10 protein-coding genes and 1 tRNA gene are annotated in these 13,719 nt (G+C 65.9%); 4 read left to right on the forward strand and 7 right to left on the reverse strand.

The window, feature by feature from the left end:
* Positions 1-4 precede the first annotated feature (4 nt).
* Positions 5-1,267 carry an alpha/beta hydrolase gene (locus BKA23_RS17210; protein ID WP_145230802.1) on the reverse strand — a complete coding sequence of 421 codons (1,263 nt, stop codon included), beginning with the start codon at positions 1,265-1,267 and terminating at the stop codon, positions 5-7.
* A 302-nt stretch (positions 1,268-1,569) separates the two neighbouring features.
* Between BKA23_RS17210 and BKA23_RS17215 the strand changes: the two genes are divergently transcribed.
* A tRNA-Lys gene (locus tag BKA23_RS17215) sits at positions 1,570-1,642 on the forward strand.
* A 303-nt stretch (positions 1,643-1,945) separates the two neighbouring features.
* Here BKA23_RS17215 and BKA23_RS17220 read toward each other — a convergent pair.
* The 4 genes from BKA23_RS17220 to BKA23_RS17235 form a co-directional block, all read right to left on the reverse strand.
* Positions 1,946-2,248, reverse strand: a complete 303-nt coding sequence (locus tag BKA23_RS17220; protein WP_145230804.1) for a putative quinol monooxygenase — start codon at positions 2,246-2,248, stop codon at positions 1,946-1,948.
* 116 nt (positions 2,249-2,364) lie between these two features.
* Positions 2,365-2,988, reverse strand: coding sequence for a hypothetical protein (locus BKA23_RS17225; protein ID WP_145230806.1), 624 nt, complete (start codon positions 2,986-2,988; stop codon positions 2,365-2,367).
* A 37-nt stretch (positions 2,989-3,025) separates the two neighbouring features.
* Positions 3,026-3,340, reverse strand: a complete 315-nt coding sequence (locus tag BKA23_RS17230; RefSeq protein WP_145230808.1) for a hypothetical protein — start codon at positions 3,338-3,340, stop codon at positions 3,026-3,028.
* A 188-nt stretch (positions 3,341-3,528) separates the two neighbouring features.
* The gene (locus BKA23_RS17235) at positions 3,529-4,542 is read right to left on the reverse strand and encodes an LCP family protein (RefSeq protein ID WP_170226700.1); all 1,014 of its coding nucleotides are present in this window, start codon (positions 4,540-4,542) and stop codon (positions 3,529-3,531) included.
* A gap of 354 nt (positions 4,543-4,896) precedes the next feature.
* Between BKA23_RS17235 and treY the strand changes: the two genes are divergently transcribed.
* Both treY and treZ read left to right on the forward strand, forming a co-directional pair.
* Positions 4,897-7,314, forward strand: a complete 2,418-nt coding sequence (gene treY, locus BKA23_RS17240) for a malto-oligosyltrehalose synthase (protein WP_145230812.1) — start codon at positions 4,897-4,899, stop codon at positions 7,312-7,314.
* Entirely contained in the window at positions 7,311-9,035 is a 1,725-nt protein-coding gene (treZ, locus tag BKA23_RS17245) for a malto-oligosyltrehalose trehalohydrolase (protein ID WP_145230814.1), read from the forward strand. Before treY ends, treZ begins: the two co-directional genes overlap by 4 nt.
* A 102-nt stretch (positions 9,036-9,137) precedes the next feature.
* Here treZ and BKA23_RS17250 read toward each other — a convergent pair whose 3' ends face one another.
* Complete coding sequence (locus BKA23_RS17250; RefSeq protein WP_145230816.1) at positions 9,138-9,752, reverse strand: FMN-binding negative transcriptional regulator; 615 nt, start codon at positions 9,750-9,752, stop codon at positions 9,138-9,140.
* Between the two features lie 824 nt (positions 9,753-10,576).
* Between BKA23_RS17250 and BKA23_RS17255 the strand changes: the two genes are divergently transcribed.
* Positions 10,577-11,827: a GNAT family N-acetyltransferase gene (locus BKA23_RS17255; protein ID WP_145230818.1), complete on the forward strand. Its 1,251-nt coding sequence runs from the start codon at positions 10,577-10,579 to the stop codon at positions 11,825-11,827.
* 30 nt (positions 11,828-11,857) lie between these two features.
* Here BKA23_RS17255 and menD read toward each other — a convergent pair whose 3' ends face one another.
* Positions 11,858-13,717: a 2-succinyl-5-enolpyruvyl-6-hydroxy-3-cyclohexene-1-carboxylic-acid synthase gene (gene menD, locus BKA23_RS17260; RefSeq protein WP_246104722.1), complete on the reverse strand. Its 1,860-nt coding sequence runs from the start codon at positions 13,715-13,717 to the stop codon at positions 11,858-11,860.
* Positions 13,718-13,719 lie beyond the last annotated feature (2 nt).

The raw sequence follows: 13,719 nt of genomic DNA on the forward strand, positions 1-13,719 counted from the left end.
AGGGTCAGTCGGTTCCAACAACCGGCTTGGCGGCACGGAGCCTGCGCTCGGTGGCGGTGATCGGTCCGGGGTGCGGGTTCGGCGACTGCCCGGTCGTATGACGCAGGCCGGTCCGTGGCGCACCGGTCCCGCCGGCAGCCGACGGGGAGAAAGCGGGGAAGCTGGCGCCCAGCCACTGAAGTGCATACGGCATGGCGGCGATCCACACATCCATGCGGTGACCCATATCCGGCCAGGTCATCGACGTGACCGACATCGGCGCCCGCGCATTCTCGGCGAACTGCTTGCTGACCTTGCCCGACAGGACGTCCTTGCCAGCGATCTGAACCCACGCGGCGATACGCGGCGGGTCGGTCCGCTCCCGCTGCAGCAGGTTGTACTCGGCTGGGATCCCTGCCTTGCCGAAGGGATTGCCGGTGCCGAACAGGGGGCTGAAGTAGCCACCGAGAATGATCGCGGCGCTGTACCGCTGTGGCGTGGTCATCGCTGTCACCGCCGAACACCACCCGCCGGCGCTGAGGCCCATCGTCGCCCAGGAGTTGCGGCTGCTCTGCACGCGGAAGTGGCTGATGACCCAGTCGGGCACGGTCTGCGTCAGCCAGGTGCCCATGGTGGAGCCTGGCGCGTTGACGCACTCGGTGTCATCACCGTCAGGCGTGTAGTTCGGCGCGACGATGATGGGCGGGTTGATCTCACGTCTGGCGGCGAGCCGGCTGACGATGCGCCCGATGTCGATCGGGTGGCGCCAGTCGCGCGGTCCGCCGGGGATGCCGTGAAAGACCTCGATCACCGGATAGGTGCGATTCGCCTGCGACGCGTCGGTGTAGCTCTGCGGCAGCCAGATCATCACTGCGCCGCCACGTCCGTCAGACCGCGGCACCCGGACGTCGACATACTGCCCGGCCGCACCGGGGTTTGCTTTCAGTCGCAGTTGTTGCTGGGTGAGAGCGCGGGTCGCGGCGAACTGCACAGCCGTCTGATCTGCGCCCGGCGAATGCGTCGACAGGACGTCTGCCGGGTTCGCCCCGTTCGTCTGCTCGACGCCCTTGCTGGCATTGCCACCGAACATGTCGTGACCGAGGTCACCCCACCCGGCATACCAACCGTTCTGCTGGTTCAGGGTTGCAGCGACGGCGACGATAGCGAGAACCGTTGCGAGCGCTTGCATTCCGGCCCGGCCCACGACCGCCCATACGTTGCGTGCCGCCAGCCTCGGCCACACCAGGACCACTCCGGCAAAAGCGGCCACGGCAAGCAGCCAGGCCACGAGCACCGTTCCTGCACCATTTGGTTCCACTGCGGTCAATCCCCCGGACACTGAGTCCAGCGGACTCACTTCATCGTGCGTTCTGTCTCCATGGTGACGCCGCAGCCTGGATTTTGGTTGGACGACCGTCGAGCGAGCCGTCGGCGGCGCTCGTGGCAGTCGAGGCGGTCGAGGCGACCGGGACGCACCGGCGCAGGCCCGGTCGGCCCGATGTGCTCGACCGACCGCCGGAGGCTAGGCTTGCCGAGCGCTGCGCACGTATGACGGGGGTCTCGCCCCGGTCGGCTGTGCCGCAGACATCAGGGCCTTTAGCTCAATTGGCAGAGCTGCGGACTTTTAATCCGTAGGTTGTGGGTTCGAGCCCCACAGGGCCCACCCGACGACGCGTGACCGAAACCGTGGACTGCCACGTGTTGCTCATCGTCACGAGTCACGACGCTGAGGAACTCAGTGTTCACGAAGACCCGCTCTCGACCCGCGTTGCCTCAACCAGAAACGCAGCCGTCTCCACCTGCGTTGAATTTCATGGAGATAGTTACCACATCCACCGGATCGGTGACATCTCATAACATGTTCGCTCGCATCCCGCCGCGAACACCGAGCCTGCGACGGATCGCGGCGCGAGAGGGGTCGGACCGCCAGTCACCACCGAGACGCACCAGCAGGCGTCAGAGAAATTCAGTCGCGCAGCGGTGAACCGACCACCCGGAAACGCAAACCGCCCATCTTCCCGGACAGCAACGGCATCGCTTCGCTGATCGCGGCGCGCACGCTGTCCAGTTGCAGTGAGGCAGTGTGCGCGTCCTCGGACTCCCACAACTCGACGACGAAAACCGCATCAGGCTCGGCCTCGTTGATGCCGACTTCATACAGCTGACAACCGATGTCGGCGAGCACCTGACTGCGTCGCGTCAGGATCGCCACCAACTCGTCTCGCTTACCGGGCAGAACCCCGAGCGTCCCCACATTCACGAACGTCATGCTCGAACCGTAGCCGCGAGGTATGTGAAGCGGCACGTTGTCGCGGCGGCGACACATAGCAAGGGCGCGCGCTCCATGGCTGGTAGCTTCGGCCATCGACAACGCCAAGAGCAGAATTACGGCGATGAATATGCCTTGGCGTAAGGCACGCTCTGGCCCTTCGCATTGATAGGCACAAGCGGGTTCGTCGAGGGAAACTGAAGGTCTTCGGAGGGAGAGGCTGGACTGTATGTCCAGTACTTCACGATCTTTCCCCCGAACACGCTCTTGCTGACCGCTGTCGCACGGATGATCTTTGCCCCGATCTTCACCGCGACAGCCGACGGAGGCAAGGGGCCGAAATACACCGGCATCACATCCGATGGGGTATCGCCAGAACCATTAGCCATATCCAGGTACGCAGCGTTGTGTGCGTCCGCGAAGGCGCACCCGGCATACGAGTTTTGATCGTTCTCGATCTCAAGAGCAGTGAATGGCCGGGACGACGACGGTGCGGAGTCCCAAGCAGCGCACAGTGACCCGGCTTCGACCCACGCCGCCACCTCCACTCGATAGCCGTGGTTGATGCTGGATGCAACGAGCACCGGCTTGGTCGTCACGTCCGAAGACGTGCCGCATCCCGCCAGTGCGGAGCCGCACACAAGTGCGACGAACGACACGATCAGCTGTCGAATTTGGTGACCAGGCATACGGTTCACTTCCGATGCGTAACCCGATCTCTGTCGCGAGATCGTGATCATGCGGACTCTATAGCCTTCACGTGCTGCGTTCGACCACTCAGCCTTGTCCCTGGTCACGTACTCGCCAGCCTGCAGGCGTGCGAACGAAATCAAAACTCCACGGTTCAACACCGGCCTGGAGTGAATGGTCGGGGAAGGCAGTGGTCTTCATGGTGAAGGTGACCAGCTCCACACTGGCGCCAGCTTCGCTCGCGGGTACGAACATCGGCGCCTGAACGTCCTTGTAGCTGAGCATCTTCGGATCGTGGCACCACGCGAATGTCGTGTTCTCCCAGTGGTACGTGAGCGCCTTCGTCATCGCGCAGTCGCCGGTGGTCGCCGCGTGCAAATAGACCAACGCCGTGTCAGTCACCGACATACCCGGCCCCGGCACCGGGCCGACCGGCCGTGCCTGCGTAGCTGACCCGACCCCATGAGTCGCGACAACAGCGGCGCCCGCCACCACAGCAGCGGCCACCGCGACCGCCAGGCCACGACGTCGCCGACGGGTCACCGAGGCAGGTTCAGGTTGACGGCCAGAACGGCTTTCTTGCCAGACGCCTATTGCATGGCGTGTTCGTCGTAGGTGTAACTCGCCATCTTGTCCTGGTTCAGCGCCTGCCCGAGCAGTTTCATCTGCGGCATGTTCACCGTGTCGACATCACCGTCGACATTGGTGGCGAATCCGCTCCACGGAGCGGTGTAGTACGAAACGTCCGAAGGGTTCAGCTGCGCCAAATTCACGGCCAGGTTGTCCAGATACGACACCGTCATCGTCTGATCGACGGTGGCATTCTTGGTCAGGTCGTTGGTCGCCTGCACCAGTTTCACCGGGTTGAGCAGCACCGACGGCGTCAGCATCTTCTTGACGATCGCGTGGATCCATTCCTGCTCATCGACGCCTCGGTCGATGTCGCCAAGAGTCAACTGGTGACGCTCTCGCACGAATCCCAGTGCCTGATCCCCGTTCATGTGGTGCCAGCCCTTGGTCCAACTGCCGAAACCGATCGGGTTCTGCGTGCCGGCGCTGATGCCGCCCTCGCTGTACCCCTGCGGCACGTAGACCTCGACACCGCCGAGGTCGTTGGTCAGATCGGCGAATCCGGTGAAATCGATCTGCGCCACGTGGTCGATGTGCACGCCCAGCAGGTTCTGCAGCGTCTCGACCAGCAGCGGCGCCCCACCTCGGGCGTAGGACCAGTTGATCTTGTTCATCGGGTAACCCGGGATGGCGACATACAGGTCGCGGGGGAAGTCGATGACGGAGATCTTCTTGTCACCGTTGCTGATGTGCACCAGCTGGATGACGTCGGAATTGCCCTGCAGGTTGTCGATCGTGCCCGACCGGGTATCGGAGCCGATCAGCAGGATGTTCTGCGCATTTCCGGCCACCGGATTGCGCGTGACCGAGCCGGGTTCGTCCGGCAGCAGACTCGCCTTGGTGATGTTGTGGCTCAAGCCGTACTGCAGATAGAGGAAGAGCCCGCCGACAGCAAGCACGATCACGCAGACGATCGTCCCCAACGAAATGAGGAACGCCTTCAGAAATCGCGGCCTACGGCGCTGAGTCGGCATGGCCGGACCGTATGGCGGAAATCTGAACATCCGCGGTATCCCGCATCAAAGTTGGCCGATACCCAGCTCATTTCGGGCTGCGAGTCACCTTTGGCGCACGTCTGTGCGCCGAATCAGACCGCCCCGATCGCGCACGTGGCGCGCCAGATGGCGGGGCGCGACGAGCACGTATGACGTGTGAATCCAGTCCTCGATCTCCTGCCGTCGTGCAGCCGATGGCCTGGATCCCAGATCGACCCGCAGGCTGTCCGACGTCTTCGAATGCTTCGATCCGTGCTGTGCGCGACAGTCCAACGTCTCGGGCCCGGCTGGACAGTTCAGGACCGGGCACGGGACTTGGGCATGATGGGGGCCATGCGTCGACACGTGACCGGCACCTACCGGCTCCAGCTCCATGCCGACTTCACCTTCGCCGACGCCGCGCGCAGAGTCGGCTACTTCGCGGATCTGGGTGTCTCACACCTTTACCTCTCGCCCATCCTGCAGGCGGCGCCCGGCTCGATGCACGGATACGACGTCGTCGACCACTCGCGCATCAGCAACGACCTCGGCGGGCTGACCGGTTTCGAGGAACTCGCCGCCGCTGCCCACTCCCGCGACCTCGGGCTGATCGTGGACGTCGTGCCCAACCACATGGCCTTCGTGGCGCCGGAAAATCTCAATCGCCAGGTCTGGCAGGTGCTCAAGGACGGCCGCGATGCGGAGACGGCGCACTGGTTCGACATCGACTGGAAAGCAGGAGGCGGCCGGATCGGCATACCTGTGCTCGGTGACACCCTCGACGCAGTGCTCGAGGCCGGCGAAATCACCCTGGACACGCTCGACGGCGAGCCGGTGCTGCGCTACTTCGATCACGTGTGGCCGGTCAACCTGGGGACCGAGAACTCCACCGACATCAGCGAAATCGTGCAGCGACAGCACTACCGGCTGACGTCGTGGCGTGACAAGGACGACGCGCTCAACTATCGCCGCTTCTTCGAGGTGGACGAACTCATCGCGGTGCGGGTCGAGTTGCCCGATGTCTTCGACGAGACGCACCGCCTGCTGCTCGAACTGCACCACCGCGACCTCATCGACGGCTTCCGCATCGATCACCCGGATGGCCTGGCCGACCCCACCGCCTATCTGGAACGTCTCGCCGATCGGTGCGAGCGTGGCACACCGATCTGGGTGGAGAAGATCCTCGAGCCCGGTGAGCAACTCCCCCGCAGCTGGAAGGCCGCGGGCACCACCGGGTATGACGCGCTGCGCGTCATCCAGCTGAGTCTCGTCGACCCGACTGCGACCCCGACCTTGGTGCAAGCGTGGGAAGAGTGCGGCGGGGACGCGTCATACGACCGCGTGGTTGATCAGGCCAAACGGCAGGTCGTTGCGAAATCCCTTGGCCCTGAGGTGGATCGGCTCACACGGCGTGCTCGCGAGGCACTGCCGGATCTGGACCCGGAGCGTCTGCGCGACGCGGTTGTCGAGCTGCTGGTTGCAGGTGAGGTCTATCGCGCATACGTCCGCCCCGACCACCGGCTGAGCACGATCGCACGCAAACGGCTGACGGACGCGTTCAGCGGCGCGGTCCATGCCAGGCCCGATCTGCGTGACGAGCTGGAGGCGCTGATCCCGCTGACCGTGCTCGCCGAAGACGACGCAGCCGCAACGGATTTCGCAATCCGGCTGCAACAGACCTGGGGGCCGGTGATGGCCAAGGGCATTGAGGACACGACGTTCTACCGCTGGCACGAATTCATCGCGCTCAACGAGGTCGGGAGCGACCCCAGCGCCGTCGGCGCGGCGTCGCCGCTCGAGTTGCACGAGTGGGCCGCCGAGCAGACCGAGCACTGGCCACGCACGATGACCACCCTGTCCACTCATGACACCAAACGCAGCGAGGATGTGCGCGCGCGACTGCTCGCGATCGGCGGCGATCCGCTGTCGTGGCAGTCGATTTCATCCGCGACGTATGCCGCAGCGCAGGGCGCCGGCGTCGACGGACCCACCGCACATCTGGTCTGGCAGACGCTCGTGGGTGTCGGTGACATCTCGGCGGAGCGGCTCACCAGCTATCTGCAGAAAGCACTGCGGGAGGCGAAGCTGCACACCGCCTGGGTCGACGGAGATCAGGAATACGAACAGCGGGTCATCGACTTCGCCCTCGCCGCCGCTGCAAGGGGCCCGGTGCGGAACGCCATCGACGCGGCGCTGGCACGCAACGCACGCGCTGTGCGCGCCACCGTGCTCGGCGCCAAACTACTGCAGCTGACCGCGCCAGGGGTTCCCGACACCTACCAAGGCTGCGAGGCAGTGAACCTGTCACTGGTCGACCCGGACAACCGGCGGCCGGTCGACTTCGACCACCTGTCATCGGCCCTGGCCGCGGATTCCACCGATCCTGTCGCCGACCTGTCGGCTGCGAAGCTGCACGTGACCACCACTGCGCTTCGGCTGCGGCGGGCACAACCGAACGCCTTCGGCCCCGAATCGTCATACCGCTCAATCCCTTCCAGCTCCGAGCACCTCCTCGGTTTCGAACGCTCCGTCCAGCCGGGCCGCATTGCCGGCGCACTCGGCCGCGGCAATCGCGCGACGATCGCAGCCCTTGCGACCCGGGCGCCAAGCCGGTTGAGCCGCGACGGTGGCTGGGCCAATGCGACGCTCGAACTCGAGCAAGGCCAATGGCACGACCACATCTCCGGCACCACCCACACCAGTGACGGACATCTGCTGGTCGCGGACGTCCTAGGAGCTTGGCCGGTCGCACTTCTGGAAAGGTCTTCATGACAACCGAATTCAGCGTCTGGGCGCCCACAGCAGAGCACGGGGTCGAGCTGGTCAGAGGTGATGTCCGCACGCCGATGAAGCGCTTCGACGCGGGCTGGTGGCGCAGCGATGTGACCCCGAGCGCCGGCGAGCGGTACGCCTTCAGCGTCGACGGGAGCGACCCACGGCCGGATCCGCGCTCACTGGCTCAGCCGGACGGTCCGCACGGACCCTCTGCCGTCGTCGATCTCAACGCGCACGACTGGACGGACGCCTCCTGGAGTGGCACTCGCCTGGACGGCGCGGTCATCTACGAGCTGCACGTCGGCACCTTCACCGATCGCGGCACCCTCGACAGCGCCATCGATCGGCTGGATCACCTTGTGACACTTGGTATCTCGCTGGTCGAACTGATGCCGCTCGCAGACTTTCCGGGTGATCGTGGCTGGGGCTACGACGGGGTTGCGCCATACGCGGTGCACAAGACGTATGGCGGTGCCGCTGCCCTGCAACGGTTCGTGGATGCCTGCCACGCGCGGGGACTCGGCGTGTGCCTCGACGTCGTCTACAATCACCTCGGCCCCAGCGGCAACTATCTGCCGGTCTTCGGGCCGTATTTCACCGATCGCTATCAGACCCCCTGGGGCTGGGCCGTCAATCTTGATGGGCCTGGAAGCGAAGAGGTACGAGCGTATTTCATCGACAACGCGCTCATGTGGTTGCGTGATTTCCACCTCGATGCGTTGCGCCTGGATGCCGTGCACGCGCTCATGGACGAGCGGGCGGTGCACTTCCTCGAAGAGTTGTCTGCGCGGGTGGATGCTCTCTCGGAGGAGCTGGGTCGCCCGCTCAGCCTCATTGCCGAGTCCAATCGCAACGACCCACGCACTGTCGCGCCGCGCACCACCACCGGCTCGGGCCTCGGTCTGCACGGCCAGTGGGCAGACGACGTACATCACGGCCTCCACTCGGCGCTGACCGGCGAAAAGCAAGGCTATTACGCCGATTTCGCCGATCCCGGCGCACTGCCGAAGGTGCTCACGACGCCCTTCTTCCACGACGGGACGTATTCCAGCTTTCGGGGACGCCACCACGGTCGGCCGGTCGATCCGCAGGTCATGCCCGGCTGGCGCTTTGTCGCGTCGCTGCAGACGCACGACCAGGTCGGTAATCGCGCGACCGGCGACCGGCTCGCACAGTTGGTGACGCCGGGCCGCCTCGCCTGTGGGGCTGCTTTGCTGCTCACCAGCCCCTACACACCGATGCTGTTCATGGGTGAGGAGTGGGGTGCCTCGACGCCGTGGCAATACTTCACCGACCACCAGGATCCGGATCTCGCAGCCGCGGTCTCGAAAGGCCGGCGAGAGGAGTTCGCCGATCACGGTTGGAGCGCGGAGGTGCCTGACCCACAGGCGGTGTCGACCTTCGATGCCAGCAAGCTCGACTGGTCCGAGGTGCACGAGGGTGACCACGAGCGACTGTTCGAGTGGTATCGCCTGCTCATCGCGCTACGTCGCGCTCAGCCGGACCTCTCCGACGCTCGGCTGAGCGCGTCGGTGGTGCGTCGGGAGGGTGCGACCGTCCGAGTGCGACGCGGCGCTTTCCAGATCGTGTGCAATCTCGGCACGTATGACGCGGCCCTTCCCGGCACGATCACCGCTGCTTTCGGCGCGGTCACCCGCGACGAGGCGGGGATGGTCACCGTCGGGCCCGACTCGGTGGCCATCATCAAAAGCGCCTGACATCCAACGCAGCTCGTCGTTGGTGGAAAGCCACCATTGCGGAAGCGATGATGCCTGCGCAGACAGGTCCCAGCGCAGCTGGTCGTGGGATGATCGTCGGGATCAGAGGCCGCCGGTCGTCATACGTGAGGCAGCTTCGTCGTGACCGGACTGCTCGTAGGCGGCACGGACTCCGGCCCGGTCTTCGTCGGATCTGTTCTGGCTCCACTTCGCTTTGGCATCAACGGTTTCCACCGTTAGTTCGACACCGACAATCGCCCGCAGCTGGCCTTCGACATACTTCTCGGGAGCATCGTCGACGTGCCATGGCGTGTCACGAAAGTCTTCGCGACGGTTGGTCAGTGTCTCGACGACGTCGCGCACCCAGTCCGGGTCGTCGTGCACGGTGACCGGCCCGCGTAGCTGCACCGCCGAGTAGTTCCAGGTCGGCACCACCCGACCGTGCTCGGCCTTGGTGGCGTACCAGCCAGGAGAGACGTAGGCATCGGTCCCCTGCACGACCACCAACCCCGGTGCGCCGGCCACGATGCGGCGCCAGTGCTCATTGGCCCGGGCGAAGTGCGCGACGACCTGATCCAGTTGCCACGAGATCGGGAGCAGCGTGGCATCCGGCACGCCGTCGGTGCCGGCGGTGATAAGAGTGGCCACGCCGATCTGGTCGACGAACGCCCGCGCCTGGTCGAAGTCATCGACGCGGTTGAAGTGCGGCACGTACATGCCGTCAGGATATTGCTCGCTGGCCACCACACCTCAGTCACGAGATGTCAATCCTGGTCGGTTTCCACCTTCGGGAACCGGCAAAAACCGACATCTCGCCACCGCGCCGCCGTCGGGAACCGACACAAACCGACATCTCGCCACCGCGCCACCGTCGGGAACCGACAAAAACCGACATCTCGCGACCGTGCCACCGTCGGGGACCGGCACAACCTGACATCTCGTGACCGCTCCACCCCCGGGGACCGGCACAACCTGACATCTCGCGACCAACACCCCTCAGAAACTCGCCGATTCGGCGAGTTATGTATGAGTGCGCGCTGCGAAACGCCGACCACCACCCCTCAACCACGAGATGTCAATCCTGGTCGGTTTCCACCTTCGGGAACCGACACAAGCCGACATCTCGTGACCAGCGCCCCTCAGAAACTCGCCGATTCGTCGACTTATGTATGGCTGCGCGCTGCGAAACGCCGACCACCACCCCTCAACCACGAGATGTCGATCCTGGTCGGCTTCCACCTTCGGGAACCGGCAAAAACCGACACCTCGTGACCGCGCCACCCCCGAGATCCGGCACAACCCGACACCTCGTGACCGCGCCACCCCCGGGAACCGGCAAAAACCGACACCTCGTGACCGCGCCACCGTCGGGAACCGACACAACCCGACATCTCGCGACCAGCGCCCCGCAGAAATTCGCCGATTCGGCGAGTTTTGCATGAGTGCGCGCTGCGAAACGCCGACGATCAGCCGCGGAATGTCGATCCGCGAGCGCCGAAATCGGTTGCGCCCATGCAACCCGCTCGCGTTGAGTGGCGGGTATGACGACACCTTCTGTGACCGTTGCCGACGCCGATCCGATCCGCGCTCTGCGCACCGAGCAGCTGGTGTGGTTCGGGGAGGAGGATCCGCGACCGGTGCAGACCCTCATCGACCTGGCACCGGCCGAACTCGTCGCGGCATCGATCGCCGACGAGCCCGATCAGGGCGCCTACCAGGGGGTCTACGGCGTGTGGCCGCTGCAGGTCACCGTGCCTGGGCCGGTCGCCCTCGACGTCGCCGGCCTGACGTGGGTGGGCGTGCACCCCGATCATCGCCGCAAGGGGATCCTCACCGCGATGCTGCGTGACCACTTCGAGCGCGTGCATGCGGATCCGGCGCTGCACCTGTCCGTCCTGCAGGCGAGTGAGCCGGCGATCTACGGCCGTCACGGATACGGCATGGCGGGCACTGAGCTGGCCGTCTCGCTTGGGCGAGGCACCACGCTCACCGCGCCTGGCTTGGAGCCGGATGCCGAGCGCATCCGGACCTCACTTGTCACGATCCGCGACGGCAATATCGCAGAGCGGCTGCAGTTGCTCGAAAAGCGAATCGCTGCAACGCAGCTCGCGTCCGTGGTCGGCGACGCAAGGTTCTACCGGGATGTCACCACCCAGTCGCCGGAGGACCTTCGCGGCACCGAACGCACCCAGGCATTGTTCGCTCAGGTCGACGGCGAGGATGTCGGTGTCGCGACCTTCGACCGCAAGCACAAGTGGGAACTCGGCCGACCGGCCGGTGAACTCACCGTCCACCGGCTGATCGGCACGCCTGCTGCCCGATTCGCGCTGCTGCGCCGGCTGGTCGACTTCGACCTGATGAGCACGATCAGGTTGCAATGCGCCGATCAGCTGGTCGTCGACTGGGTCGGTGGCCCTCGACGCACCTCCAGTCTCACCACCCTCGACGGCATCTGGTTCCGGCTGGTCGATCTCGCCGAGGGCCTCGCCCAGCGCCGGTATGCCACGTCATGCGATGTCGTCGTCGACGTGACCGACAAGGCCTGTCCGTGGAATGCCGGCACCTGGCGGATCACCACCACTGCTGACGGATCCGCCGAGACCACCCGTTCCGGGCAAGAGCCCGACATACATCTCGATGTCGCGGCACTCGGCGCTGCCTATCTGGGTGCGGGCAGCCTCGTCACGATGCTGCGGGCCGGGCTGATCAGCGAAAAGACACCCGGCGCTGTCCACCGACTATGGGGCGCGATGCGCTCCGATGAACCGCTCGTCGCGGGACGCGGCTTCTGACCTGCCCCTTGTCCGGTATGCCGCACGTCGTCAGCTCAGCGCGCTGACGACCGCGGCGTCCAGGGCGGCCCGGAACTCGCGCTGCCCGGAACGTGCAATCGGTATCTCGCACACGCGAATTCCTTTGGCATGTGAGCTGATTCGCTCGCGCAAGACGTCCTCGTCGATGACGATCTCGTGCGCGATGCCGTGCGCTTCGCAGAGGGCCGCGATGCGGGTGTCCGTCGGAGTGCCGAAGATGCGCTCGTATGGCGCGGCCAGCGCCTCCCGGCCGGGCTCCAGCGTGCCGAAGATGCCTCCGCCGTTGTCGTTGATGACCACGATCGTGAGATCCGGGCGCGGCTCCGACGGACCGATCAACAATGCGTTCGTGTCATGCAGGAACGTCAGATCGCCCATCACCGCGATCGCCGGATGCGGCGCACGGGACAGCGCCATACCTATTGCCGACGACACCACACCGTCGATACCCGCCAACCCTCGGTTGCCGACCGAGACGACCCCGCGGGCGATGTCACGGGGGTCGCGGCACAGATCCATGTCACGGGCGATGTTGGACGACCCGAGATAGATGCCGGTGTTCTCCGGCATGCTCTGCGCCACGATGTGCCCGACGGCCGGGCCGCTCGGCCACGAGCCGGTGATGATGGGCGTGACCGCCTCCGCCACCGCGAGGCCGGCGGCGCGCCATCGCGCCGACCACGCCCGGTCGACACATGCTGCGACGACGTCCCGGCTGCGCTCGATGTCGTCCCAGCCGTGCACGCGGCGCACGACGTGACCCGGATCCGCCCACGAGGTCAGCGGCGTGACCGCCTCGACCGTGACGGCCGGGTTGCGCATCAGTTGCGCAAGACTGCGATCAAGGGTGACGCGGCCGCCGATCAGAATGCGCTCCGGCAGGTTGTCCGACAGCCAGTCGGCGCCTCGCAGCAGCAACGGCCCGTGCGGTGTCACCCGGCCCCGGCGGTACGACCCGAAAGGCTCGGCGATGATCGGCCAACCGGCGGCATCGGCCAGTTCTGCGAGTTCGGCCACCGCTGCCGGATCCGGCAGATCGCCCAGCACGACGAGCGTGCGAGGCACGGGCGCGATGCCTGCGCCACCGGCAATCTCCTTGCGGGTGCGGGAGTTTCGCAGGCTGAGCCACGGCTCGCCGTGCGGCCGGCCGGCCAGCGGCTCCGGCCAATCAAGCTCGGCGGTCGACATGCCTGAAGCGGCGGATGTGTCCGTCGGAGCGCCGGCAGCGGTGGCCTCGGTCGCCGTGCTGACCTCGGCCGACCAGCCCAGGTCGTCGGATTCGGCGGCCGAGGCGTCGATCGAAAGGTCACTCAGCTGGTCCGGCACGAGCGGCTCGCGCAGCGGAACGTTGAGGTGCACCGGGCCGGGGTCGCCGGCAGGATGCCCCTGCGCCTCGGCCATCGCCCGACCGACGACCGACCGCCAGATCGCTTGCTGGCCACCGCGCCGCTCCGGCGTGCCGAATTCGTGGAACCAGCGCGCCGCACTGCCGAAGATCTTGACCTGATCGGTGGTCTGGTTGGCACCGGTGCCGCGCAGCTCCTGCGGTCGGTCGGCGGTGAGCACGATCATCGGCACATATCCCTGTGCCGCCTCGAGCACCGCCGGGTGCAGATTCGCGACGGCCGTCCCGCTGGTCGTCACGACCGGCACGGGCACGCGGGTGACCTTCGCCAGCCCCAACGCGAGGTATGCCGCAGAGCGTTCGTCGACCCGCACGTGCAACCGCAAGCGGCCCTCGCGGTCGGCGGCCTCGAGCGCGTACGCGAGCGGAGCCGATCTCGATCCGGGGCACAGGACGGCTTCGCGGACGCCCTGCCGGATCAGCTCGTCGATCAGCACGGTCGCGATGGCGGTGGACGGATTCACCC

Source organism: Rudaeicoccus suwonensis, from assembly GCF_007829035.1.
GTDB lineage: Bacteria > Actinomycetota > Actinomycetes > Actinomycetales > Dermatophilaceae > Rudaeicoccus > Rudaeicoccus suwonensis.

What these genes read in the sequence shown, in the direction of transcription:
- BKA23_RS17250 (WP_145230816.1), bottom strand. Translation starts at nt 9,752, where the DNA reads ATGTACGTGCCGCACTTCAACCGCGTCGATGACTTCGACCAGGCGCGG.
- BKA23_RS17220 (WP_145230804.1), bottom strand. Translation starts at nt 2,248, where the DNA reads ATGACGTTCGTGAATGTGGGGACGCTCGGGGTTCTGCCCGGTAAGCGA.
- treZ (WP_145230814.1), top strand. Translation starts at nt 7,311, where the DNA reads ATGACAACCGAATTCAGCGTCTGGGCGCCCACAGCAGAGCACGGGGTC.
- BKA23_RS17255 (WP_145230818.1), top strand. Translation starts at nt 10,577, where the DNA reads ATGACGACACCTTCTGTGACCGTTGCCGACGCCGATCCGATCCGCGCT.
- BKA23_RS17225 (WP_145230806.1), bottom strand. Translation starts at nt 2,988, where the DNA reads ATGATCACGATCTCGCGACAGAGATCGGGTTACGCATCGGAAGTGAAC.
- BKA23_RS17235 (WP_170226700.1), bottom strand. Translation starts at nt 4,542, where the DNA reads ATGCCGACTCAGCGCCGTAGGCCGCGATTTCTGAAGGCGTTCCTCATT.
- treY (WP_145230812.1), top strand. Translation starts at nt 4,897, where the DNA reads ATGCGTCGACACGTGACCGGCACCTACCGGCTCCAGCTCCATGCCGAC.